Genomic DNA, 23,527 nt, shown 5'->3' with positions numbered 1-23,527 from the left:
GGGAAAATCGAACGACGGGAGATCACCATGGCAAAGGGACCGACAATCCTCGTGACGGGCGCGGCCGGCGGTATCGGAGCGGAAATCGTCCGGCACATCGCCGGGCCGGGCGTGGCGCTGCTGCTGCATACGGGCACCAATAGGGAAGGATTGCAGGCCGTGGCCGACGAGGCGCGCGGCAGGGGCGCGAGGGTGGCCGTGGAGACGGGCGATCTCGGTGATCCCGCCGTGCCGGCGCGGCTGGTGGACGCCGCGCGCGGCGCCTTCGGTAGGCTCGACCAGATCGTCTCCAACGCCGGACGGGCGCATCAGGCGCGCTTCGAGACGCTGGAGGCGGACGACCTGCAGGCCGCCTTCGCGACCATGCCGATGGCGTTCTTCCATCTCGTGAAGGCGGGCCTTGCGGACCTGCGCGCCTCGCCGCAAGGCCGTGTCGTGGCGATCAGCTCCTTCGTTGCCCATGCCTTCGGCACCAACGGCATGCACTTTCCGGCCACCGGCGCGGCGAAGGCGGCGCTGGAGGCGCTTGCCAAGTCGCTGGCCGTGCAGCTCGCCCCGGACGGCGTGACGGTGAACTGCGTCGTGCCGGGATTCGTCCGCAAGGCGAGGGATGGCCACAGGGCCATCACCCCCGCCTCCATGGAAAGCGCGCGCGCCGTGACACCCAACGGAACGCTCGGCGAACATGCCGATATCGCCGCGCTTGTCGCATTCCTCCTGTCCCCCCACGCCCGCCACATCACCGGGCAAAGCATGCATGTCGACGGTGGCCTCCTGCTGCCATAGGTGCGGTTTTCTTCACGTTGAAAGCAGGAAGTCGGCGCAGCGCTCCGCGATCATGATGCAGGGGGCATTCGTGTTGCCGCTCACGAGTGTCGGCATGATCGAGGCGTCGGCGATGCGCAGGCGCGGGATACCCTGCACCCGCAGCCGGTTGTCGACGACCGACAGCCGGTCGCGGCCCATCCTGCAGGTGCCGGCCGGGTGGTAGACGGTCTTGGCATTGGCCCGCGCATGCGCCTCGAAATCCGCATCGGACGACTTCTCGTCCCCGGGTGCCAGTTCCCGGAAGCCGAGGGCCTTCATGGCGGGAGCGGCGAGAATCTCGCGCGAGAGCCTGATGCCGCGCACCAGGGTATCGACGTCTTCCCGGGCGACCAGGTTGTTGCCGACGAAATGGATCGGATCCTCGACCCGGTTGCTGCGCAGCGAAACCTTGCCGCGCGAGACGGGACGCAGGATGCAGGGATTGATCGAGACGCCATGGCCCTCCATCTGGCCGCGGGTGGCATCGCCCACGAGGGTCGGCGTGACGTGGATCTGGATGTCGGGCCGCCCGCAGCTCCCCGTGTCGATGAAACCGCCGCTTTCCACCACATTCGACGACAAGAGTCCGGACCGCCCGAACAGATAGCGAAGCCCGTTTGCGACGGCCTTGAGGCCCTTGTCCTGGTCCTTCAGCGAGATCGGCCGATCGGTGATGCCGTAGACGGAGACGGCGATATGGTCCTGGAAGTTCTCGCCGACCCCCGGAAGGTCGCGGACGACCGGGATGCCATGCCGCGCGAGCATCTCGCCCGGGCCGATGCCGGACAGCATCAGGATTTTCGGCGTGGCGAGCGCCCCGGCGCAAAGGATGACCTCTTCTCTCGCCCGAGCCTCGAAAATGCTGCCGTCCCGCCGGCGATAGGCAAGGCCGGCCGCCGCGCCGTTCTCCAGGATGATCTTCGTTGCGATGCTCTCCGTGCTGATCTCCAGGAGAGGGGAGCGGCGCACCGCCTTCAGGTAGGTCACCGCCGTGGAACCGCGCCGGGCATTCACCGTCGTCGTCTGGTAGAAGCCGACGCCGTCCTGCCGGGCGCCGTTGAAATCGTGCGAATAGGCAAGGCCGACCTGCTGCGCGGCCCGGACGAAGGCCGCGCTGATCGGGTGGCGAAAGCGGGGCTCTGAGACCTTCAGGGGACCGCCGGTGCCGTGATAATCGTCGGCGAGAACCTCGTTGTCCTCCGAACGGCGGAAGACCGGCAGGACATCCTCGTATCCCCAGCCCTCGCAGCCGAGGTCCCGCCAGGTGTCATAGTCCTCGGCCTGGCCGCGAATGTAGATCATCGCGTTGACGGACGAGCCGCCGCCAAGCGTCCTGCCTTGCGGCACGAGCAGGACCCGGTTGTTGGCGCCCGGCTCCGGCTCGGTGGCGTACATAAAAGTCCGCCGGGTGCCGAGAACCTTCACGAAGGTGGCGGGGATGTGGATATAGGGGGTGTTGTCGGCAGGCCCGGCTTCGAGAAGCAGGACGCTCTTGCCTGCCGTCACGAGCCGGTTTGCGAGAACGCAGCCGGACGAGCCGCCGCCGGCGATGATGTAGTCGTAGCTTTTCATCGGGCGCTCACAGGCCAATATGGCTGACGAACTTCGTCGTCAGGTAGGCGTCGAGCGTTTCGCTGCCGCCCTCGCTGCCGTAGCCGCTCTCCTTGAGGCCACCGAAGGGCGTTTCCGCGGCGGCGATGCCGAAATGGTTGATCGAGACCATGCCGGCTTCAAGCTCGGTCGAAAACCGGTCGGCCGTCGCCAGCGAGCGCGTGAAGCCGAAGGCGGCGAGGCCGAAGGGCAGGCGGTTGGAGCGCCGGATCGCCTCGTCGATGTCGGAGACGGGCACGAGCGCCGCAAGCGGACCGAACGGCTCGTCATTCATGACCGCTGCGTCTTCCGGTACGTCGCCGAGCACCGTCGGCTCGAAGAAATAGCCGCTGTTGCCGATGCGCTTGCCGCCGCAGTCCAGCCGGGCGCCATGCGAGACGGCGTCGTCCACGAAGCGCGCCATCGCATCGAGCCGCCGGGCGTGCGTGAGCGGGCCCATCTGCACGCCGTCCGACAGGCCGTCGCCGACCTTGATGGCGCGCGCACCGGCCATGAAGCCCGACCGGAAGGCGTCGTAGACGTCTTCCTCGATATAGAAGCGGGTGGGCGCGGCGCAGACCTGGCCGGCATTGCGGTATTTCAGCATCAGGCCGAGCTTGACGGCGGCCTCGACATCCGCGTCCTTCGCGACGATGTAGGGCGCATGGCCGCCGAGCTCCATCGTCGCGCGCTTGACCCCGGCCGCGGCCATCGCCCCGAGCTTCTTGCCGACCGGAACGGAACCGGTGAACGAGATCTTGCGGATGACCGGCGAGGCGATGAGGTGCTCGGAAACCTCGGCGGCCGGGCCGAAGACGATGCCGAGCACGCCCGGCGGCAGGCCGGCATCCTGGAAGGCGCGGGCAAGCGCGATACAGGCGGACGGCGCCTCCTCCGGCGGCTTGGCGATGATCGAGCACCCGCTGGCGAGCGCGGCGGAGACCTTGCGCACGAGCTGGTTGATCGGGAAGTTCCAGGGGGTGAACGCGGCGACCGGGCCCACGGGCTCGCGCAGGACGACCTGGCGTGCGCCCGGCACGCGCGCGGGGATGACGCGGCCATAGGCGCGCCGGCCCTCCTCGGCATGCCATTCGATGTGCTCGGCGGCGGCATTCGCCTCGCCGCGCGCCTCGGCGATCGGCTTTCCCTGCTCCCGGGACATGAGCTGCGCCATGGTTTCGGCACGCTCTCGCACGAGGGCGGCCGCCTTGTGCAGGATCTTCGCGCGGTCGAGGGCGGTGGTCCTGCGCCAGGTTTCGAAACCCTGCTGCGCCGCTTCCAGCGCCGCGTCGAGATCGGCGCGTTCGCACAAGGCCAGTTGCGCGATCAGCTCGCCGGTTGCCGGATTGTGAACCCCGGCCGATCGGTTGCCGGCGGGCGCGCGCCATTCGCCGTTGATGAGAAGCGGTTTATCCAGCATGGCTCAGTCCTTCATGAGAGCGTGTCATGGGGCGGGGCAGGGCGGCGAGCGCCGCCGCATAGTCCCGCGCGATGGCGGCGACGATGTCCGCCGCCGGTAGGATGTCGTTGACGAGGCCTGCGCTCTGGCCGGCCTCGACCTTGCCGTTCTCGACATCGCCGTCGAAGGCCGCGGCCTTGAGCGAGGCGGCGGCGAAGAGCGCCTTGCGCTCCTCCAATTGCCGTCCTTCCGCTTCCGCCGCCCCCATCCGTTCGCCAAAGTCGTTGCGCAGGATGCGGATCATGCCGATGCCATGGCCGACCACCATCGTGTCGGTGACGGAGGCGGACAGCAGGCGCCGGCTGTAGGCGGCGTGCAGGCGTGCCTCGCAGGACAGCATGAAGCGCGTGCCGAACTGCGCCGCGCCGGCCCCCAGCGCCAGGGCGGCGGCAAGGCCGTATCCATCGGCAAAGCCGCCGCTGAGGATGAGCGGCACGCCGGGCACGGCCCTTACGATCGCACGGCCGAGAACGAGCGTGGAGACGAGATCCGGCGGAGGATGGCCGCCGGCTTCCCCGCCGACGGCGATCAGGCCGTCGACACCGACCGCCGCTGCCTTGGCCGCGTGCTCCGCACCGGCGACCACATGCAGGCAGACAGTGCCGATGGCCTTGAACCGCTCGAGGTAGCGCTTCGGCCCGCCCTGGGAGGCGATGAGCACGGGCACCCGCTTTTCGACGAGGAGGTCCATGATCTCGTCGGCGCCCTTGCGATAGAGCGGCAGGTTGACGGCGAACGGCCTGTCCGTGCCCGCCCGCACCGCATCGATCGCCGCGGCGAGGTCGTGTGCATACATGGGACCTGCGGCGATCACGCCGAGACCGCCGGCGGCCGAAACGGCAAGCGGCAGGGCCGCGTTGGACGATGCCCATGACATGCCGGCCTGGATGATCGGCAGGTCGATGCCGAGGAGCCGCGTCACATCGGTTTCGATCCGCATGGGGGTTTCGATCCGCATGGGGTCACGCTCCGATCAGCTTGCGCGCATGTTCGGCAAGCTGCTTCTTCTGGATCTTGGAACTCGCCGTCATGCCGATCGCTTCGAAGCTCTCGACGATCCAGACATGGCGCGGCACCTTGAAGCCGGCCATGTTGGCCTTCGCCCAGTCCATGATCTCCGCCGGTTCGGCCTTGGCGCCCTCCTTCAGGATGACGAAGGCACCGGTCACCTCGACGAGGCGTTCGTCCGGCACGCCGACCACCGCCGCCTGGCGGATCGCCGCATGGCGATGCAGGACGTTCTCCACGTCGGCCGGCGAAACGTTCTCGCCGCCGACGCGTACGATCTCCTTGGCGCGGCCGAGGAAGGTCAGCCTGCCGTTCTCGTCCAGCGCGCCGAGATCGCCGGTGGACAGCCAGCCGTCGGCCGAGAGCGCGGCCCGCGTTTCGGCGGGCTTGTCGAAATACTCCCGCATGACACTCCAGCCGCGCACGAGGATTTCCCCCGATTCGCCGCAGGCGGCATCCTCGCCGTCTTCCTTCAGGATGCGGACGTCGATGCCCGGTTGCGGCCGCATGGCGGCGGATATGCGGACGGCCTCCGGCTCCCACCAGGAGGATTGCGCGACGTTCGGTGCGGCTTCCGAAAGCCCGTAGCCGATGACGCATTCGCCTGCGCCGAGCTCGTCGATGACGCGGGCGACGATGGTCGGCGAGGCGGCGAGCCAGGCGCCGCGCAGAACGAGGCGGCGCGCCTGGCGCTCGGGATGGCTGAGCAGCATCAGCGCCATCGTGTCGTTGCCGGAAAAATGCGTGCAGCGCTCGGCCTCCATGAGGCGCAGCGCCTCACCCGGTTCGAACCGGTCCATGGAGACGAGCGTCGCCATGTGCTGGAGGCAGGAGAGGATGGAGAGCGTCGTGCCCGCGACGTGGAAGAACGGCCGGGCGCTATGGAACCGGTCGCCGACGCGAAGGCCCATGCGATGACCGGAGACGAAGGCGTTGCCCAGCATGCTGCGCTGGGTCAGGAGAACGCCTTTCGGAAAGGATGTGGTGCCGGACGTATACTGGATGAGCAGCGGGTCGTTGGCCTCGCCCTGTGCCTGCGCGGGCGAGGCGCCGCTTGCAAGCAGGGCCTCCCAGGCGAGGGCCGCGGGCGGCACGTTGTCTCCGATGACGATCAGTTGCCTGAGATCCGGAAGGGCGGGGGCGGGCAGCCGGTCGGTGAGCGCGGGGTCGATCTGCCGCAGCAGGCCGATGAAATCGATCTTGAGGAACCGGTCGCACAGGATGAGGCGCGAGACCTTCGACTGGGAAAGCGCATAGGCCATCTCGGCGGCGACGAAACGGGTGTTGATCGGCACGGTCACCGCGCCGAGCGAGCCGATCGCCAGAAAGATCGCCACCCAGCGCGTGGAATTGCCGAGGCAAAGGCCGATGTGCTCGCCCTTCCTCACGCCCTGCGCCGCCAGTCCGTCGCGGATGCGTGCGACCTCCGCGGCGAGCGCGGCATAGGTCAGCCGCCCGTCCGCCGCCACGACGGCCTCGACATCGCCGGCAAGCGTTGCGGCCCGTGCCAGTGCGGCGGAGATCGTCGTTGCGCAGAGCGCGTCGATGTCGAAGGGCGCGGCATGGTCAGAGATCATGGTTTTCCTTGCCTCCGACGCTGTTTGCGAAGCGGTTCAGGCCGTCGCGCCAGCCGCCGTCCGCCAGGCAACGCTCGATCGCGGCCATTTCGACGCGGATGCCGTTGTTGAGGTCGGTTTCGCTGCCGAGATCCACCGCCTGCTTGGTCAGCGCCATGGCAAGCGGCGGCGCGGCGGCGATCGCCTCGGCGATGCCGGCGATGGTTTCGGCCAGGGCTTCCGCCGGCACGATGCGGGCGACGAGGCCAAGCTGGTAGGCCTCCTCGACCGGCATGGTGCGGCCGGTGAACAGGAGTTCCTTGGCCCGCATCTTGCCGATCGTGCGTTGCAGGCGCTGCGTTGCGCCGACCGTGCCCCATTGCGGCTCGGGGAAGCGGAAGGTCGTCCTGTCCGATGCGATGACGAAGTCGCAGCTCATCAGGATCTCGCCGCCGGAGCCGACCACGGGTCCCTGCGTTGCCGCGACCACCGGCTTGCGGCAGCGGGCAATGGCGTCGTAGGCGGCGAAGGAGGCGCGCCGCCGGGCGATCACCCAGGCCTCGTCCCGGCCGTTGCGCTCCTTCAGGTCCGCTCCGGCGCAGAAGACGGGACCGTTTGCCGAAAGCACGACGGCGCGGATATCGGCATCGGCATCGAGCGCCTCGAAAATCTCCTTCAGGGCAAGGCACATCGGCAGGTTGAGGGCGTTGCGCGCTTCCGCGCGGTCGAGGACCACATGGGCGACACCCTCCTCGCGCCGCAGGAGAACCGGGGGTTTCGCTTTGCTCATCAGATCACTCCCTCATTCCTCAGCCGGTCTATGGTCTCGGCCGGCATGCCCAGTTCCCCGGCAAGCAGCGCCGCCGTGTCCGCACCGAGCGGCGGCGGGCAGCCGATGGCGGGATCCTCGTAACCCGCAAAGCGCAGCGGCGTGCGCAAGGCGCGGACGGTGCCCTCCTCCGGGTGGTCGAACGTGCCGACCACGCCGCGGGCCTCGCTGTGGGGATCGCTCAGGATCTCGCGGACCGTGTTCACCTCGCCGGCCGGCACGCCGCGGTCTCTCAGCGCCTCGGCGAGCGGTCCGCGTTCGCACTGCGCGATCGCCTGCCGCATGCCCGCCATCACCCGTTCGCGGGCGTCGACGCGGGCGGCGTTCTTCTTCAAGGCCGCGTCGGCGGAAAGATCGTCGAGGCCGAGGACCCCGCAGATATCGTCCCAGTGCTGGTCGCTGCCGCTGATATGCAGCCATGTGCCGTCGGCGCACTGGAACGCCGCGGAGGGAACACGGCCCGGATGCTCCGTTCCCGAGCGGCCGATATCCTCGCCCAGCGCGAAGAGGCGGGCGGCGGCAAGCGCCAGGAGGCTCGTCTGGACATCCATCATAGACAGGTCGACATGGCATCCCCGGCCGCTGCGCCCGCGCCCGACCAGTCCCGTAAGGATCGCGATCGCGATCCACAGGCCGGAGGTCATGTCCGAGACCGGAATGCCGGCCTTGGCGGGCGGCGCGTCGGGATGGCCGGTGAGATGCATGATACCGGAGAGCGCCTGGAAGATCGTGTCGTAGCCATTGCGCAGGCGATAGGGTCCGGTCTGCCCGAAGCCGGTATTGGAGACATAGACGAGGCCGGGATTGCGGCGGGAGAGCACGTCGTAGCCGAGATTGAAGCGGTCCATCTCGCCGGGCAGGAAGTTCTCCACAACGACGTCGTGCGTCTCCGCCAGCCTGGCGGCGATCTCCTGTCCTTCCGGCGATTTCAGGTTCAGCGTCATGGAGCGCTTGGCGCGGTTGAACGCGAAGAAATAGGCGCTTTCGCCGCGGGGCAGCCGGGGCTCGAACAGGCGGGATTCATCGCCCGTGCCCGGCCGCTCGACCTTCGTCACCTCCGCGCCGAGCTCGGCGAGGATCTGCGTCGCCATGGGGCCGGCGAGCACGCGGGAAAAGTCGAGGATGCGGATGCCTTCCAGCGGCTTCATCAGCACTCCTCCCGGAAGCTGCGCATCTGCGTGTTGACGGTGCGCCCGGCCGCCATCGCCTCGTCAAAGGGGAGGTCGGCGACGCGATAGTACAGCGACTTGACGGCGGCCATCGCCTTCGGATGCGCGGCCACCCATTGACCGGCGATCTCCAGCGCCGCCTCGACGACCGCCTCCGGCGCGACGATCCGGTTGACGAGGCCGAGGGCGCGTGCCTCCTCGGCCTCGATGAGGCGGCCGAGGCTGACCATCTCGAAGGCCGCCTTGCGGCCGAGCGAGCGTTGCAGGCCGGTCATCACCAATGCCGGCACGATGGAATGCTTCAGCTCGGGATAGCCGAATTTCAGGTCGGTGCCGGCGACCATCATGTCGCAACCGATCGCCAGTCCGGCGCCGCCGCCGACGGCCGCGCCGCGCACGGCCGAAACGACCGGTTTGGAAAGGCGCTGCATCATCGCCTGGGTCCGGCAGGTGAGGTCGGCGCGCTTTTCCACGAGGTCCTGGTTGGCCGGCGTCAGGGTGGAGAACTCCGCAAGGTCCGCTCCCGCGCAAAAGGCCCGTCCCGTCCCCGTCAGCACGATCGCCCGCACGGCCTCGTCGGCGTCCGCGGCGAGCAGCGCGTCATGCAGCGCCTGCGTCAGGGCCGTGTCGAGGGCATTCAGCTTGTCGGGCCGGTTGAGCGAGAGGATGCGGACCGGGCCGCGGTCTTCGCTGATGAGGATCGGTGAAGCGTCAGTCTGTGTCATGAGAAATCCTACGCTGCCAGATGGCCGAAACCGGTGCGCGCCACCTTGCTCTGCAACTCGCGCCCAAGCGCCTGCTCGCATTGCAGCGAGGCGGCCTGGAGCCTGTCGATGTCGATGCCGGTCGCAATGCCCTCGGCCTCGAAGAGATTGACGAGATCTTCCGTCGCCACATTGCCGGTATAACCGCCGCCATAGCGGATCTGGGCGGGATGGCCGCCGACGCCGCCGATCGCGCTGTCGAACCAGCGGCAGCCGACCTCGTAGGCGGCCATGCAATTGGCGATGCCGGTGCCGCGCGTGTCGTGGAAATGGGCGATGGGCGTGACGTCGGGCACCTCGGCCATGGCGCGGGCAAAGAGGCGGCGCACGCTGCCGGGCGTGCCGTGGCCGGTCGTGTCGCAGATGGAGACGTGGCGCACGCCGAGGTCGGAGAAGGCCTTCAGGTCGCCGATGACGGATGCCGGGTCGACCCGGCCTTCGAAGGGGCAGCCGAGCGCCATGGAGATCACGCCGATCAGGCGGAACCCGCCATCCGCCAGCGCGACCATCTCGGCAATGTTGCGCCATTGCTGCTCGCGCGTCGTGCGCAAGTTCTTCTCGGTGTGCGCCTGTGTCGCCGACACGAGCAGGCTTATCTCCTCCGGTCCATGGCCGGCTTCGCGATCCCCGATCGCCCGTCTGACGGCATGAAGGTTGGGACAGGTCGCCTTGTAGGCCGTGCCCGGCCGGCGGCGGATGCCGGCCAGCACGTCGCTGGCATCGGCGAAAACCGGCACATGGCGGGGGCTGCTGTAGCTCGTCGCTTCCACGCGCGGGAAGCCGGCTTCGGAAATGGCGTCGATCAGGGCAATCTTGGTTTGCGTGGAAAGGTCCGTCGTTTCGTGCTGCAAGCCGTCCCTTGCAAAGCACTCGCAGATTGTCAGCGCCTCCGACATCTCGATCCTCCCGGTTTCCTTGGAGGTAGTGATGCGAAATTTAGTTCATATTGTCAACTATAATTCTGGCGATGCATGTTCACTCCTCGTCCAGTTCGCGCAAATCCTCCTGGGATGCCCTGGTTTTCAGGTCGTGGAAATAGTGCGCGCTGTTGCGTCCCACCCGCTGCAGCAGTTCGATCAGGATCTGTCGTTCGGCGTGGCTGAGGGTCGAGAGCATGTTTTCGTTGCGCTCGAAGGCGTCGGCCAGGATCGCCTGCGACAGGTCCAGCCCCTCCGGGCTGAGCTTGAGCAGGATGCTGCGCCCGTCCTCGGGATTGGCGGTCTTCAGGATGTAGCCGCGCTCGATCATCGAAGAAACCGTCCGGCTCATCTGGCTTTTCAGCAGTCCGCTGTGTTTCGCCAGCTCCTGGAGCGGCACTTCGCCGAGATATTTGAGAACGGCGAGCGCGCGCCATTCGCGCGCGGTGATGCCGTATTTCGGCCGGATCGAAAGGGCCGCGATGCGGGTGGAAAGCCCGGCCAGCCGCTGCAGCTCGAAGGAGAACAGGTCCCGTATGTCCGGTTCGCTCTTCTGGGGCGCCAGGTGTCCGCGAAAGAAACTGCCGTCGGAGCGGTCCGTCATGTTTTCGACTTTCTTATTCAAATGGTTGCTCCTCACGGTTCCCGCCGGGTCATTTTATGCGCAGAAATTTAGTTGACAAGGTGAACAATATAGTTCATCTCATTAACTAGATTGGCACGCAGGGAACGGAATGTCGATCATGCATTCGGGCCGTGGAGGATGGCTCCGGCCGGGCATCACCAGAGGAGGAACTTGGTAATGGCATCGTGTAATCGCGCATTCTTGACCATCGCCGCGACAGCGGGCGTGCTCTCCTTCGCCGGCGTCGCCGCGGCGCAGGACGTCCTCACCGTCGCCGGCTTCGGCGGCAACCTTCAGACAGACCTGCGCAAGACGATCTGGCAGCCCGCGGCCGATGCCGCAGGCGTCGAACTGCGCGAGGAAACCCAAGACGGGCTCGCCGCCGTGCGGGTGCAGGTCCAGTCCGGCTCCCCGACCTGGGATGTCGTGCATCTCGGCGCGGACGAATGCGCGGTCGGCGGCAAGGAAGGGCTTTTCGAGCCGCTCGACTACGGCACGATCAGCACGAAGGGTTTTGACGCGCGCGGATACGGCGAGCACTGGATCGCGACGAACACCTATTCCGTCGTCCTGGCCTGGCGTACCGATGTCTACAAGGACAAGGCGCCGGCAAGCTGGCAGGATTTCTGGAACGTGGAGGCCTTTCCCGGCCGTCGCGCGCTCAGCACCTATCCGCAGGAAATGATGGAGATCGCGCTCATTGCCGACGGCGTCGACAAGGACAGCCTCTATCCGCTCGACACCGAGCGGGCGCTCGCGGCCCTCGAGAAGATCAAGGCCAATGTCGGCGTCTGGTGGTCGTCCGGAGCGCAGTCCGCCCAGCTCCTCAAGGATGGCGAGGTCGACATGATGGCGATCTGGGGCAGCCGCGTGGCGTCGGTGATCACGGACGGGGCACCCGTCAAGTTCACCTACCAGGATGCGATCCTCGGCTACGGCTGCCTGGCGATCCTCAAGGGCGCGCCGCACGCGGCGAGCGCCCAGAAGTTCATCGCCGGCGTCGTGTCGCCCGACGTGCAGGCGCGCATTCCGGAAATGATGCCCTATTATGGCCCGACCAACAGCCTGGCCTTCGAGGTGAAGGCGTTTTCGCCGGAGGTGCTGGCGCAATCCAACATGTCGCCGGAAAACGTCAAGAAGCAGACCTTCCTCGATGCCAACTGGTGGCGCGACAACAACGAGCTGGTTCGCGAGGACTACAGCCTGCTGATGTCGAACTGATCGAACGAGCCGGGAGGACAGGATGCGCTCGGGCAGAGTCAACCTTCGCGAGGTCCACAAGGCCTATGGCAGCTTCAGGGCGCTCGACGGCGTTTCCCTGGATATCAAGGCGGGGGAGTTCCTGACGCTTCTCGGTCCTTCCGGCTCGGGAAAGACCACGCTTCTCAACGTCATCGCCGGCTTCGAGCGGCCCGATCTCGGCAGCTTGCTGGTCGATGACGTCGAGTTCATTACGCGTCCGCCGCACAAGCGCGACCTTGGCATGGTGTTCCAGAACTATGCGCTGTTCCCTCACATGGACGTCTTCTCGAACGTTGCCTATCCGCTCAAGCTGCGGAAGGTGGACAGGCCCTCCATCCGCAGGCGGGTGATGGATGCGCTGGAGATCGTGCACATGCAGCACCTTGCCGATCGGCGCATCACCGCGCTGTCGGGCGGCCAGCGCCAGCGTGTGGCGCTGGCGCGCGCCTTCGTCTTCGAACCGCGCCTGCTGCTGATGGACGAGCCGCTCTCCGCGCTCGACAAGAACCTGCGCGAGCACATGCAGATCGAGCTCAAGCGGCTGCACAGGCAGCTCGGCATGACGACGATCTATGTCACGCACGACCAGCAGGAGGCCCTGACCATGTCGGACCGCATCGCGGTTCTCGACAAGGGAAGGATCATCCAGCTCGACGTGCCCGCGACGGTCTACGACCGCCCGAACTGCAAGTTCGTCGCCGGCTTCATGGGCGAGACCCGCTTCCTGCCCGTCGAGCGCCGCGACCAGTCCTATGTCCTCGATGGACGGCCGCTCCGGCTTGCCGATACGAGGGCCGCCTCATCGACGGGGGAGGCCTGGCTCATGGTCCGCCCGGAGCGGCTGCGCTGGCAGGGCGATGCCGACCACGACAACCGTATCGAGGGCAGGGTGCTCGATGTCGTCTATCGGGGGGATTGCAACCAGGTTTCCGTCTCGCTGCCCGGCGGGCATGAGGTCGCCATCCGCCATGCGGGGGCGGAACGGCAACCCTTGCCGCAGCCCGGCGATACCCTTGCCCTGTGGCTGCCGGCGGAAGCGAGCCTCGTCATCGGGAGCGCCGCGCCATGACGCTCGCCATGGACGGAGCCCCGGGCATGCCGCTCAATCGCGCCATGCTCAAGAGCGCAAGGCGCCGGGAGCGGCGCATTTTCAGCGGGCTTGCCCTGCCGGCGCTGGTCCTCGTCGCCTGCATCCTTCTCATCCCCTTCGCCTGGCTTGCCTGGCTGTCGCTGTTCGATGCCGCCGGCGATCTCTCGACCCAGAACTATGCCCGGCTGCTGCGGCCCGCCTATGTCGGCAGCTTCCTCACCACCTTCAAGGTCGCGGGGCTGGTGACGGCGCTGTGCGTGGTCTTCGGCTATCCGGTGGCCTATCTCCTGTCGCAGCTTTCCGCGCGTGCCGCGCAGATCCTCCTGGTGTTCGTCATCCTGCCGTTCTGGACGTCGGTGCTGGTGCGCACCTATGCCTGGCTGGTCCTGTTGCAGCGCAACGGCGTCATCAACGACTGGCTGCTTTCGATGGGCGTGATCGACGAGCCGCTCGCGCTGGTGCACAACCTGACAGGCACGATCATCGGCATGGTGCATGTGATGCTGCCCTTCCTGATCCTGCCGCTCTATGCGTCCATGAAGGCGATCGACCCGGTGCTTTTGCGCGCGGCGGCCAATTGCGGCGCCTCGCCGAGCCAGGCGTTTCGACAGGTCTTCCTGCCGTTGTCGATGCCCGGCCTTGCCTCGGGCATCGCGCTGACCTTCGTGCTTTGCCTCGGCTTCTATCTGACGCCGGCCCTTCTCGGCGGCGGCCGTGTCGCCATGTGGTCCACGCAGATCGCCGATGCCGTTTCGAAATTCTCCAACTGGGGCGCGGCAAGCGCCCTCAGCGTGGCGCTGCTGGTGGTGACGGCCGTCGTTCTGTGGGGCGTGCGCAGGCTGACCGACGCCTTGAGCTTTTCCGCGGGGAAACCATGATGCTGAACACGCCGGCCACCTCCACCCAGGTCACGCACGGCCAGCGCCTCTGGCTCTATGCGACGGTTGCGCTCGTCATGGCCTTCCTGGTTATTCCCTGCATCCTCGTCATCCCCATGTCGTTCTCGGACTCGCAATATCTCGAGTTTCCGCCACGCAGCCTCAGCCTGCGCTGGTACGAAGCCTTCTTCACCTCGCCGGAATGGATCCAGTCCGCGGTGGTCTCGCTCAAGGTCGCGGGCCTCACGACGATGCTGGCCACCGTGCTCGGCACGCTGGCCTCCTACGGGCTCTACAAGGCGACCAGCCTCTTCACGCCGATTACCCGGGGCCTCTTGATGCTGCCGATGATGATCCCGCTGATCTTCGTCGCTATCGGCGTGTTCTTCGTCTACGCCCGCTTCGGGCTCAACAACACCATCACCGGCCTCGTCCTGGCGCATACCACGCTCGCCATCCCCTTCGTCATGATCGCCGTCGGCAACGGGCTGAAGAGTTTCGACCCCAACCTCGAACGTGCCGCCCGCAGCCTCGGGGCCTCGCCCGTGACGGCCTTTCTCACCGTCACGCTGCCGCAGATCCGCATCTCGGTCTTCTCCGGCATGCTGTTCGCCTTCGTCACGTCCTTCGACGAGGTCGTCGTCTCGCTGTTCGTGTCGAGCGGCGCGAACTCCACGCTGACCAAGCGCATGTTCGCCAATATCCGCGACCAGGTCGATCCGACCGTCGCCGCCATCTCGTCCATGCTGGTGGCCCTGTCGATCGTCGTCCTGATCGCCGCCCAGTTCGTGAAGCGCAAGGACGCGTGACGGCCGTCCGATACGCCCCGCATCCCATTTCAGGAGGAAACCATGTACAATTCGCTGCGCATGCGCGACATCGCGTCCCAGATCCACCCGCAGACCAATCTTGCCGCCCACGAGACCGTCGGGCCGACGATCATGGCCCGCGGCGAGGGCGCCTATGTTTATGACGACGACGGCAAGCAATATATCGAGGGCATGTCCGGCCTCTGGTGCGCGGCGCTCGGCATGAGCGAGAAGCGGCTGGTCGATGCGGCGACGCGCCAGCTCAATACCTTGCCCTATTACCAGAACTTCGCCCATCGCGCGACGGAGCCGGCGATCGAGCTTTCGGAGCGCCTCCTGAAGATCGCGCCGGTGCCGATGTCCAAGGTGCTCTTCCAGAGCTCCGGCTCGGAGGCGAACGACACCGCCGTCAAGCTCGCCTGGTACTATTTCCACGCCCAGGGCAAGCCGGAAAAGAAGAAGATCATCGCGCGCAACCGCGGCTATCACGGAACCTCGATCGGTTCGGCCAGCATTACCGGCCTGCCGCACCTGCACCGGGAGTTCAACCTGCCGCTGCCGGGCTTCCTGCACGTCACATGCCCGCATTTCTATCGCGAGGGCCGGACGGGGGAGATGGAGGAGGATTTTGCCACGCGTCTTGCTGAGGAGCTGGATGCGCTGATCGTGGCGGAGGGGCCGGACACGGTTGCGGCCTTCTTCGCCGAGCCGGCCATGGGGACGGGTGGCGTCGTCATTCCGCCGAAAACCTATTTCGAGAAGATCCAGAAGGTTCTGAAGAAGCACGACGTCCTGCTCGTGGCCGACGAGGTCATCACCGGCTTCGGGCGCACCGGCGCCTGGTGGGGAAGCCAGACCTTCGGGCTGGAGCCGGACATGATCACCTGCGCCAAGGCGCTGACCGCCGCCTATATGCCGCTCTCGGCAGTGCTGCTTTCCGAGCGGCTTTATGCCGGCATGAAGGTGCAAAGCGAGAAGATCGGCGTCTTCGGCCATGGTTATACCTACGGCGCGCATCCTGTCGCCTGCGCCGTCGGTGTCGAGGCGCTGAGGATCTACGAGGAGGACGGCATCATCGATGGTGTCGCAGCGCTCGGGGAGCGCATGGCCGAGGGCATGATGCCGCTTGCCGAGCATCCGCTCGTCGGCGAGGTGCGCGGCGTCGGCCTGATGTGGGGCGTCGAGATCGTCCGCGACAAGCGGACGCGCGAAGCCTTCCCCGCCGACATGCAGTTCGGCATCGGCATCCAGAACCGCGCCTTCGAGAACGGGCTGGTCTGCCGTTCGCTCGGCACGGCGATCGCCTTCGCGCCGCCGCTCATCAGCACGCCGGAGCAGATCGACGCGGTCGTCTCGCGGTTCCGCGACGCTCTCGACAGGTCTCTCGATGCCTACCTTGCCGGCGGCGGCCGGCTCGGCGAATGAGGGGAGGCCATCGTGCTGGCGATCCATGACGAACGGCAGGCGCTGCACCGGCCGCTGACGCGCATTGCGGGCGGCGTGCTGAAACCCAATCTCGAGGTTCCCGAGCGCATAGCGCTGCTGCGCGAGGGGTTGGCACTGGCCGGTATCGATGTCGTCGCGCCCGCCGGCGACGACGAGGGCCTGATCCGTGTTTTGCATGATCCCGGCTATCTCGATTTCCTCGAGAACGGCTTTGCCGCCTGGCGCGCCATCCCGGGCAATGGCCCGGAGCTGCGGTCCAGCATCCATCCGAACATCTACATGAACCGGCGTCCCGACGATCTTCTCGGCCGCGCCGGCTTCTACCAGGCCGATGCGGGCTGCGTTCTGGTGGAAGGAACCTGGCAGGCCGCCCGGGCGAGCGCGCTGACGGCGCTCGATGCCGCGGCGCGCGTGCTTGAAGGCGAAGGCATGGTCTATGCCCTGTGCCGGCCGCCCGGCCACCATGCGTATCGCGACAAGGCCGGCGGCTTCTGCTACCTCAACAATTCCGCCCTTGCCGCCGAACGGGCGGCCCTGGCGGGGCGGCGCGTCGCGATCCTCGACATCGATGTGCACCACGGCAACGGGACGCAGACGATGTTCTACGATCGCGGTGACGTGCTGACGCTGTCGGTGCATGGCGATCCTGCATATCTCTATCCCTACTATGCCGGTTATGCCGACGAGGCCGGGACCGGCGCGGGGGCGGGAAGGAACCGCAATTTCCCCCTTCCGCTCGGCAGCGACGGCGTGGCGTACCGGGCGGCGGTGCGGGCGGCCTGTGACGAAGTTCGACGGTTCGGCGCCGACTTCCTGGTCCTTGCCCTCGGCCTCGATGCGTCCGTGAACGATCCTTTCGCCTGCATGACGGTGAACGACGAGGACTTTGCCCGCATCGCGGAGGACATCTCGGATCTGCGGATCCCGACCGTCATCGTTCAGGAAGGGGGTTATGTCTCGCCATTCCTCGCCGGAACGCTGGCCGCCTTCCTTTCCGGAATCTCCCGATAGAGCACCCGCTTTCGGCAAGGCCGGGCTGCCGGTCCGCGCCATTCGTCTGCCGCTTGTTACGATCCTCCGATGGGCGCCGGCTTCAATCGAGCCGGCAAGTCATCTTTTTTGAGCGTCCCGCTGCAAGATCGGAAATGCCGCGACGTCCTTGGCTGTGAGGGGATGCGGGGCCTGCCGGTGGCGGCGGGCGCGACGCTCCTACGCATTTGTAGCGTAGAGGGGTTTCCATGGGCAGGATCGTGGGTCCTCAACGTGAATGCCAGCAATCTTCTCGGCAAGGAATTCGTCTCGAACTGCGCGGGCGAGGTTTGCTACTACGGGCCGGATCGCTCCGTCACGGCGACCTTGACGTATCGCTGGTGAGGAAGGGAAGTGGGCTGTTCGCGACGCGTGGTCGCGGGGGCATGCCTGAATTCCGTCCGCTCGAAGGCAGGCGCCGGTGGCTCTCGCGGGCTACGGTGCCGCCTCGCGTCGTTGCGGCGCTTGCGATCGGCCTCTCTTTCAGCCACATGATCATTTTCTAGATCGGTGACGAGCAGGTCCGCCTTTGGAGCGCAAGTGAGTGCGATGAAACCCCTTCGGGCGAAACACGGTTCTTCAAGGCAGCCCACGGGTCGCATGACGCGGGAGGCCTGGATCGAGGCGGGCATCGCCGCGCTTGTCGAAGAGGGCATCGCCAATGTGAAGATCCAGGTCATGGCCAAGGCGCTCGCGGTGTCGCGCTCCAGTTTCTACTGGTTCTTTGCCGACCTTCAGGACCTGCACCGCGAGCTGCTCGACCATTGGCTTTGCAAGAATACGAGCCCGATCATCGAGCGCGCCCTCCGTCCTGCGCCGACCGTGACAAAGGCCGTGTGCCATATCTTCGAATGCTGGGTGGATCCGGCCCTGTTCGATCCGCGTCTCGATGCGGCGGTGCGGTCCTGGGGGCAGGTGGACGCTGCCGTGCGCGGCGTTGTCGACCAGGCGGATGACCAGCGCGTCGATGCGATCACGCGCATGTTCCTGCGCTACGACTATCCGGAGGCGGAGGCCTTCATCCGTGCGCGGATTCTCTACTTCACGCAGATCGGCCACTTCACGCTCGGCATGCGCGACGACCGGGAAATGCGGCTGCGCCTCCTGCGCCCCTATCTCCTCGGTTTCACCGGGCGTCACGCCACCGACGGCGAGGTCGAGGCATTCGAGACATTGATGCGGCGTGTTCAGCCGGATGGCTGAATAATGGGCATGTCTGTACGTTTTGGAATTCCTGAAATTTAAGGGGTAACCTCGCAGGTTCTCCAACATTCAGTGTGTTTCCATGCAATTTTCTGGACATTAATGTCCAGAAGGAATACGGATGGTCCCGAACGGGCGCAATGTGCCTGTTCGGCGGGTTCCTCCATTCATGGGCGGCGCATGAAGCAGCATTCAGCTTTGCCATTTCACCGCGGCGCGGGCACGCGCAGGAGGACGTCGCGATGACGCGGCACTATTCTGCCTTCTCCCTCCTCAAGGAGGGCCTCAGGGGCCAGAAGGGCTGGCAGCTCGCTTGGCGCTCGCCCGAGCCGAAGCCGCGCTACGACATCCTCGTCATCGGCGGCGGCGGCCATGGCCTGGCGACGGCCTACTACCTTGCCAAGGTGCACGATATCCGCAACATCGCGGTCATCGAGAAGGGTTGGCTCGGGGGCGGCAATACCGGGCGCAACACGACCGTCGTGCGTTCCAACTACTTCTTTCCCGAGAGCACGGCGCTCTACGATCTGGCGCTCCGCCTCTACGAGACGCTCGGCCGGGACCTCAACTACAACATCATGCTCTCCCAGCGCGGTATCGTCACGCTCGCCCACAGCGAGGCCGAGATGGAAATGGCGGCGCGGACCGTCAACGCCATGCAGATCAACGGCACGGATGCCGAACTCTTCGGCCCCGAGGATGTTCGCCGCGTCCTGCCGCTCCTCGATGTCTCGCCGGAGGCGCGGTATCCGGTGTTCGGCGGCGTCTGGCAGGGAAGGGCCGGCACGGCACGACACGATGCGGTGGCCTGGGGCTATGCCCGCGCCGCCGACCGGCTGGGCGTCGATATCATCCAGTCCTACGAGGTGGAGGACTTCCTGGTCGAGGGCGGACGCTGCCGCGGCGTGAAGACCAGCCGTGGCGAGATCCGCGCCGAGCGGACGGGCATGGTCGTCGCCGGCCATTCCTCCCATCTCGCTGCCAAGGCCGGCTTCCGCCTGCCGATCACCTCCTACGCCCTGCAGGCCTGCGTTTCCGAGCCGATCAAGCCGGTGCTCGATACCGTCGTGCTGTCGCCTGGCACGAGCACCTATGCCAGCCAGTCGGACAAGGGCGAGCTCGTCATCGGCGGTGCGCTCGACCGCGTTCCCTCCTATGGCCAGCGCGGCAACCTGCCGGTGCTGGAAGGCGTCGTCGCCGGCCTTCTCGAAATGTTCCCGTCCTTCCGCCAGCTTCGGCTGATGCGGCAATGGGCCGGCATCGTCGACGTGACACCGGACTCCTCGCCGATCCTCGGGGAAAGCCCGCTGCCGGGCCTTTTCCTCAACTGCGGCTGGGGAACGGGCGGCTTCAAGGCCATTCCCGCCGGCGGCACGCTGCTCGCCCATCTGCTGGCGACCGGCAAGCACCACGATATCAGCCGCCCCTTCGATCTCGACCGTTTTGCGCGCGGGCGGTTGATCGACGAGGCAGCCGGCTCCGGCATCGCCCACTAGGAGGTCTCCATGCAGCTTTTCCCATGCCCCTTCTGCGGTCCGAGAAGCGAGAGCGAGTTCCATTTCGCGGGTGAAGCCGGCAACCATCGCCCGGAAGGATTTCGCGATGTGACGGACGGCGTATGGGCCGCTTATCTCTACGAGCGCAACAACCGGTGCGGGGCGGCAAGCGAAATCTGGATGCACATGGCCTGCGGCGAGGTCTTCCGCATGGAGCGCGACACCGTGAACCACCGCGTGGCGCAGTCCGTCACGCTCGGGGAAGGAGGCGGCAATGACGGCATGGCGCACTGAAGGCGGCACGGCCATCGACCGGTCACGTCCCCTTGCCTTCACCTTCGACGGCAAGGCGATCGACGGCTTTGCCGGCGACACAGTCGCCTCGGCACTGCTTGCCGGCGGCGTTTCCGTACTTGCCCGCAGCTTCAAGTATCACCGGCCGCGGGGCCTCTGGGGCGCGGGCGTCGAGGAGCCGAACGCGCTGGTCGACATTGCCGGCGGCCTGCCGAACACGCGCGCCACGCAGGTGCCTGCAGCCGACGGCCTTGTCGTGCGCAGCGTCAATGCCGAGCCGAACGCGGAGAAGGATCGCCATGCCTTCCTTGACGCCTTTTCGCGTTTCATCCCGGCCGCCTTCTACTACAAGACCTTCATGTTCCCGGACTGGCATCTCTTCGAGCCGCGGATCCGGCAGATGGCCGGCCTCGGAACATTGGATGAAGCGACGAAAGGACCTGCCTTCGCGGAGCAGGTGAACCAGCATTGCGACGTGCTGGTGGTCGGCGCAGGGCCTTCCGGCCTGCTTGCCGCGCGCAAGGCGGCCCGCGCCGGCAAACGTGTCGTGCTCTGCGACGATGGCCGGCAGGTCGGCGGCAGCCTGCTTTTCCGGGCGGCGGCCATCGAGGGAAAACCCGGTGCCGAATGGGCGGCGGACGTCGCCGCGGAGCTGGAACGGGCCGGCGTGCGTGTCCTGACCGGGACCACGGCTTTCGGCATCTACGACCACCATCTCGTCGGCCTCCACCAGAAAGCCGCGGACGGCGCGCCGGACCGGTTGTGGCGCATCCGTGCCGGGTCGATCGTCCTTGCCGCCGGTGCCATCGAACGGCCACTGCCCTTCGGCAACAACGACCTGCCGGGCGTCATGTCCGCCGAGGCCGCGTTGGTCTACCTTCGCCGCTTCGGCGTTGCCGCGGGCCGCAAGGTCGTCATCGCAGCGAACAACGGGCTTGCCTATGAGACGGCGGAAGCCTTGGCGGCGGCCGGTGCGGATGTCACCGTCGTCGACTATCGCGCCGATGCCGCATCGCCCTCCGGGCTGCGCGTGCTGAAGGGCCTAGCCGTCGTGACCGCGGTCGGCCGCAGCGCCGTGACCGCCGTCAAGCTTTCCGACGGCACGGTGCTGGAAGCAGACGCGCTGCTCGCCTCCGGCGGCTTCACGCCGACGGTGCATCTCTATTGCCAGGCGCAGGGCAAGCTCGACTGGCGCGACGATATCCTCGCCTTTGTTCCCGGCCGGGCGGTCGACGGCGTGGAGGTGGTCGGCGCTGCCGCGGGCAATTTCGGCCTTCCGGCCGAGCTTGCGGGAGGGTCGGAGCGGGACTTCCGCATCGTTGCAGCCTGGCCGAAGCCCGGTGCAAGGGAGCGGGTCTGGATCGACCTCCAGAACGATGTCACGGCCAAGGACGTGGAACTGGCCGTGCGGGAGAACTTTGTCTCCGTCGAACATCTCAAGCGCTACACCACGCTCGGCATGGCGACCGATCAGGGCAAGACCTCGAACGTCAACGGACTTGCGCTGATGGCGGAGCTCACCGGGCGTCGCATTCCCGAGGTCGGTACGACGACCTATCGCCCGCCCTTCACGCCGGTGCCGCTCGCCTCTTTCGCCGGTGCCCGCTCCGGCACGCGCATGAACCCGCTCCGCCGCCTGCCGCTGGAAGCACAGCACCGGGCCGACGGCGCGGTGTTCCGCGAATATGGCGGCTGGTTGCGCCCGGCCTTCTATGGCGCCGGTGCACCGGAGGAGCGCATCCAGGCGGAAGCGCAGGCCGCGCGCGAGGGCGTTGCGCTCTTCGACGGTTCCCCGCTCGGCAAGATCGAGGTGATGGGGCCGGATGCCGCGCCGTTCCTCGATTTCATCTATTACAACACCGTGTCGACGCTGGCGCCCGGACGCTGCCGCTACGGCTTCATCCTCACGGAGGCGGGCAACATCTACGATGACGGCGTGCTGATGCGGCTCGATGAGAACCGCTTCGTCGTCTCGTGCTCGTCTTCGCATGTGGCGGGCGTGCACGGACTTCTGGAGGAATGGCGGCAGGACCGTTTCGACAAGCGGCGCGTCTTCATCCACAATGTGACGGCCGAGATGGCAACGCTGACCGTCACAGGCCCGAGGGCGCGGGCGCTTGTCGAAAGCGCTGGCCTTTCCATCGCGCTCGACGATGCGGCATTGCCGCATATGGCCGTGGTGTCCGGCCTGTTCGACGGCATTGCGGTGCGGATCGCCCGTGTCAGCTTCACCGGCGATCGCTCCTACGAAATCTCCGTATCGGCCGACCAGGCCCGGGCGCTCTGGGCACGGCTGCGGCAGGCGGGCGAGGCGTGCGGCGCAACGCTGCTCGGCCTTGAGGCCTTGATGATCCTTCGCGCGGAAAAAGGTTATATTGTCATCGGCAAGGATACGGACGGCACGAGCCGCCCGATGGATTTCGGCCTGACCGCGCCGCTGGAGCGCAAGAAGGTCGCGTTCATCGGCCGTCGCTCGCTGATCACGGAGGATGCGGCCGCGCCGGACCGCCGCCAGTTCGTCGGGCTCGAAGCGGTTGACGGCAAGGGCGTGCTGCCGACGGGGGCGCACGGCATCGAGCGCAAGGCCGGTGCCACGCGCAGCCTCGGCTATGTCACGTCCAGCTATTTCAGCCCGGTGCTGCGAAAGCCGATCGCGCTCGGGCTGATTGAACGTGGCCTTTCCCGCATGGGCGACATCATCGAGCTGCAGCACCTCAGAGACGTGAGGCAAGCGCGCATCGTCCCGTCCTGTGCTTTCGACGAGGAAGGAGCGCGTCTCCATGCTTGATGTCGCGCGCAAATGGCGGCCCGAGCCGGATTGGGCGAACGCCCGCCTGAAGGGCCGGACCATCGAGGTCGGGGCGATCATGGGGGTGACGCAGCGCCTCGTCAGCGGCGATGCCGGGCGCTTCCTCGCCCGCTACGGCCTCGGTAAGGACGTCGGCGCGCTTGGGCTTGCCCTCGGCGCGCGCTATGCGGTGCGTGTTGCCCGCGACCGGCTGCTCGTCATCGGGCTTTCATCCGCCGATCTGCCCGACGGATGGCATGAGGAGGGCTATGCGGTCTCGAGCGTCGATTCCGCCTTGCGTGTCTTCGAGGTGAAGGGAGAGGGCATCCGCGATCTCCTCGCCCGGGCGACGACGATCGATCCGGACAATCCGGGACCCTGTGCTGCGATGCCGTTCGGCGGGGTGATGGGCACGGTATACCGGCACGCCGACGCCGAAACGCTGCGCATCCATGTCGACAGGGGGCTTGCCGCCTACCTCTGGGAGTGGTTCGAATGCCAGCCACTCTTTCTGCAAGCATAAAACTT

21 protein-coding genes are annotated in these 23,527 nt (G+C 66.8%); 12 read left to right on the top strand and 9 right to left on the bottom strand.

Annotation, left to right across the window (positions count from 1 at the left end):
* Nucleotides 1-27 precede the first annotated feature (27 nt).
* The gene (locus AABQ55_RS24295) at nt 28-786 is read left to right on the top strand and encodes an SDR family NAD(P)-dependent oxidoreductase (protein ID WP_272807632.1); all 759 of its coding nucleotides are present in this window, start codon (nt 28-30) and stop codon (nt 784-786) included.
* 12 nt (nt 787-798) lie between these two features.
* Here AABQ55_RS24295 and AABQ55_RS24290 read toward each other — a convergent pair whose 3' ends face one another.
* From AABQ55_RS24290 to AABQ55_RS24250, 9 genes are all read right to left on the bottom strand, one after another.
* Nucleotides 799-2,379, bottom strand: a complete 1,581-nt coding sequence (locus tag AABQ55_RS24290) for a GMC family oxidoreductase (protein ID WP_272807633.1) — start codon at nt 2,377-2,379, stop codon at nt 799-801.
* A gap of 7 nt (nt 2,380-2,386) precedes the next feature.
* Nucleotides 2,387-3,817: an NAD-dependent succinate-semialdehyde dehydrogenase gene (locus tag AABQ55_RS24285; protein WP_272807634.1), complete on the bottom strand. Its 1,431-nt coding sequence runs from the start codon at nt 3,815-3,817 to the stop codon at nt 2,387-2,389.
* Complete coding sequence (locus tag AABQ55_RS24280) at nt 3,807-4,814, bottom strand: NAD(P)H-dependent flavin oxidoreductase (RefSeq protein ID WP_272807635.1); 1,008 nt, start codon at nt 4,812-4,814, stop codon at nt 3,807-3,809. The genes AABQ55_RS24285 and AABQ55_RS24280 overlap by 11 nt, the downstream gene beginning before the upstream one ends.
* A gap of 4 nt (nt 4,815-4,818) precedes the next feature.
* Nucleotides 4,819-6,441 carry a class I adenylate-forming enzyme family protein gene (locus AABQ55_RS24275; RefSeq protein ID WP_272807636.1) on the bottom strand — a complete coding sequence of 541 codons (1,623 nt, stop codon included), beginning with the start codon at nt 6,439-6,441 and terminating at the stop codon, nt 4,819-4,821.
* On the bottom strand, nt 6,431-7,210 hold the full coding sequence (locus AABQ55_RS24270; protein WP_272807637.1) for an enoyl-CoA hydratase/isomerase family protein: 780 nt from the start codon (nt 7,208-7,210) through the stop codon (nt 6,431-6,433). The genes AABQ55_RS24275 and AABQ55_RS24270 overlap by 11 nt, the downstream gene beginning before the upstream one ends.
* On the bottom strand, nt 7,210-8,397 hold the full coding sequence (locus tag AABQ55_RS24265) for a CaiB/BaiF CoA transferase family protein (RefSeq protein ID WP_272807638.1): 1,188 nt from the start codon (nt 8,395-8,397) through the stop codon (nt 7,210-7,212). Before AABQ55_RS24265 ends, AABQ55_RS24270 begins: the two co-directional genes overlap by 1 nt.
* On the bottom strand, nt 8,397-9,143 hold the full coding sequence (locus AABQ55_RS24260; RefSeq protein WP_272807639.1) for an enoyl-CoA hydratase/isomerase family protein: 747 nt from the start codon (nt 9,141-9,143) through the stop codon (nt 8,397-8,399). The genes AABQ55_RS24265 and AABQ55_RS24260 overlap by 1 nt, the downstream gene beginning before the upstream one ends.
* A gap of 8 nt (nt 9,144-9,151) precedes the next feature.
* On the bottom strand, nt 9,152-10,078 hold the full coding sequence (locus AABQ55_RS24255; protein WP_272807640.1) for a hydroxymethylglutaryl-CoA lyase: 927 nt from the start codon (nt 10,076-10,078) through the stop codon (nt 9,152-9,154).
* 79 nt (nt 10,079-10,157) lie between these two features.
* The gene (locus AABQ55_RS24250) at nt 10,158-10,724 is read right to left on the bottom strand and encodes a MarR family winged helix-turn-helix transcriptional regulator (RefSeq protein WP_133036248.1); all 567 of its coding nucleotides are present in this window, start codon (nt 10,722-10,724) and stop codon (nt 10,158-10,160) included.
* A 177-nt stretch (nt 10,725-10,901) separates the two neighbouring features.
* Here AABQ55_RS24250 and AABQ55_RS24245 point away from each other — a divergent pair, with 177 nt between their 5' ends.
* From AABQ55_RS24245 to AABQ55_RS24195, 11 genes are all read left to right on the top strand, one after another.
* Entirely contained in the window at nt 10,902-11,945 is a 1,044-nt protein-coding gene (locus AABQ55_RS24245; protein ID WP_272807641.1) for an ABC transporter substrate-binding protein, read from the top strand.
* 22 nt (nt 11,946-11,967) lie between these two features.
* Nucleotides 11,968-13,035, top strand: coding sequence for an ABC transporter ATP-binding protein (locus AABQ55_RS24240; protein ID WP_272807642.1), 1,068 nt, complete (start codon nt 11,968-11,970; stop codon nt 13,033-13,035).
* Entirely contained in the window at nt 13,032-13,934 is a 903-nt protein-coding gene (locus AABQ55_RS24235) for an ABC transporter permease (protein WP_338341911.1), read from the top strand. The genes AABQ55_RS24240 and AABQ55_RS24235 overlap by 4 nt, the downstream gene beginning before the upstream one ends.
* Entirely contained in the window at nt 13,934-14,743 is an 810-nt protein-coding gene (locus tag AABQ55_RS24230; RefSeq protein ID WP_288084741.1) for an ABC transporter permease, read from the top strand. Before AABQ55_RS24235 ends, AABQ55_RS24230 begins: the two co-directional genes overlap by 1 nt.
* 42 nt (nt 14,744-14,785) lie before the next feature.
* Nucleotides 14,786-16,168, top strand: coding sequence for an aminotransferase (locus AABQ55_RS24225; RefSeq protein WP_272807644.1), 1,383 nt, complete (start codon nt 14,786-14,788; stop codon nt 16,166-16,168).
* 12 nt (nt 16,169-16,180) lie between these two features.
* Nucleotides 16,181-17,200 (top strand): histone deacetylase family protein, encoded by a 1,020-nt coding sequence (locus tag AABQ55_RS24220; RefSeq protein ID WP_272807645.1) that lies wholly within the window; start codon nt 16,181-16,183, stop codon nt 17,198-17,200.
* Nucleotides 17,201-17,818: 618 nt separating this feature from the next.
* Entirely contained in the window at nt 17,819-18,421 is a 603-nt protein-coding gene (locus AABQ55_RS24215) for a TetR/AcrR family transcriptional regulator (protein ID WP_272807647.1), read from the top strand.
* Between the two features lie 242 nt (nt 18,422-18,663).
* On the top strand, nt 18,664-19,917 hold the full coding sequence (locus AABQ55_RS24210; protein WP_272807648.1) for a sarcosine oxidase subunit beta family protein: 1,254 nt from the start codon (nt 18,664-18,666) through the stop codon (nt 19,915-19,917).
* 9 nt (nt 19,918-19,926) lie between these two features.
* The gene (locus AABQ55_RS24205) at nt 19,927-20,211 is read left to right on the top strand and encodes a sarcosine oxidase subunit delta (RefSeq protein WP_272807649.1); all 285 of its coding nucleotides are present in this window, start codon (nt 19,927-19,929) and stop codon (nt 20,209-20,211) included.
* Nucleotides 20,192-22,999, top strand: a complete 2,808-nt coding sequence (locus tag AABQ55_RS24200) for a 2Fe-2S iron-sulfur cluster-binding protein (RefSeq protein ID WP_272807650.1) — start codon at nt 20,192-20,194, stop codon at nt 22,997-22,999. The genes AABQ55_RS24205 and AABQ55_RS24200 overlap by 20 nt, the downstream gene beginning before the upstream one ends.
* Nucleotides 22,992-23,522, top strand: a complete 531-nt coding sequence (locus AABQ55_RS24195) for a sarcosine oxidase subunit gamma family protein (RefSeq protein ID WP_272807651.1) — start codon at nt 22,992-22,994, stop codon at nt 23,520-23,522. Before AABQ55_RS24200 ends, AABQ55_RS24195 begins: the two co-directional genes overlap by 8 nt.
* Nucleotides 23,523-23,527: the final 5 nt, after the last annotated feature.

It is taken from the genome of Shinella sp. WSD5-1 (genome assembly GCF_963942435.1).
In the GTDB taxonomy this organism is placed as follows: Bacteria; Pseudomonadota; Alphaproteobacteria; order Rhizobiales; family Rhizobiaceae; genus Shinella; species Shinella yambaruensis.
The sequence above is the reverse complement of the archived record's forward strand: the minus strand, read 5'-3'. Positions and strand labels throughout refer to the sequence as shown.

Coding starts and splice junctions, on each gene's coding strand:
- AABQ55_RS24295 (WP_272807632.1), top strand. CDS start 28: ATGGCAAAGGGACCGACAATCCTCGTGACGGGCGCGGCCGGCGGTATC.
- AABQ55_RS24290 (WP_272807633.1), bottom strand. CDS start 2,379: ATGAAAAGCTACGACTACATCATCGCCGGCGGCGGCTCGTCCGGCTGC.
- AABQ55_RS24285 (WP_272807634.1), bottom strand. CDS start 3,817: ATGCTGGATAAACCGCTTCTCATCAACGGCGAATGGCGCGCGCCCGCC.
- AABQ55_RS24280 (WP_272807635.1), bottom strand. CDS start 4,814: ATGCGGATCGAAACCCCCATGCGGATCGAAACCGATGTGACGCGGCTC.
- AABQ55_RS24275 (WP_272807636.1), bottom strand. CDS start 6,441: ATGATCTCTGACCATGCCGCGCCCTTCGACATCGACGCGCTCTGCGCA.
- AABQ55_RS24270 (WP_272807637.1), bottom strand. CDS start 7,210: ATGAGCAAAGCGAAACCCCCGGTTCTCCTGCGGCGCGAGGAGGGTGTC.
- AABQ55_RS24265 (WP_272807638.1), bottom strand. CDS start 8,397: ATGAAGCCGCTGGAAGGCATCCGCATCCTCGACTTTTCCCGCGTGCTC.
- AABQ55_RS24260 (WP_272807639.1), bottom strand. CDS start 9,143: ATGACACAGACTGACGCTTCACCGATCCTCATCAGCGAAGACCGCGGC.
- AABQ55_RS24255 (WP_272807640.1), bottom strand. CDS start 10,078: ATGTCGGAGGCGCTGACAATCTGCGAGTGCTTTGCAAGGGACGGCTTG.
- AABQ55_RS24245 (WP_272807641.1), top strand. CDS start 10,902: ATGGCATCGTGTAATCGCGCATTCTTGACCATCGCCGCGACAGCGGGC.
- AABQ55_RS24240 (WP_272807642.1), top strand. CDS start 11,968: ATGCGCTCGGGCAGAGTCAACCTTCGCGAGGTCCACAAGGCCTATGGC.
- AABQ55_RS24235 (WP_338341911.1), top strand. CDS start 13,032: ATGACGCTCGCCATGGACGGAGCCCCGGGCATGCCGCTCAATCGCGCC.
- AABQ55_RS24230 (WP_288084741.1), top strand. CDS start 13,934: ATGCTGAACACGCCGGCCACCTCCACCCAGGTCACGCACGGCCAGCGC.
- AABQ55_RS24225 (WP_272807644.1), top strand. CDS start 14,786: ATGTACAATTCGCTGCGCATGCGCGACATCGCGTCCCAGATCCACCCG.
- AABQ55_RS24215 (WP_272807647.1), top strand. CDS start 17,819: ATGACGCGGGAGGCCTGGATCGAGGCGGGCATCGCCGCGCTTGTCGAA.
- AABQ55_RS24210 (WP_272807648.1), top strand. CDS start 18,664: ATGACGCGGCACTATTCTGCCTTCTCCCTCCTCAAGGAGGGCCTCAGG.
- AABQ55_RS24205 (WP_272807649.1), top strand. CDS start 19,927: ATGCAGCTTTTCCCATGCCCCTTCTGCGGTCCGAGAAGCGAGAGCGAG.
- AABQ55_RS24200 (WP_272807650.1), top strand. CDS start 20,192: ATGACGGCATGGCGCACTGAAGGCGGCACGGCCATCGACCGGTCACGT.
- AABQ55_RS24195 (WP_272807651.1), top strand. CDS start 22,992: ATGCTTGATGTCGCGCGCAAATGGCGGCCCGAGCCGGATTGGGCGAAC.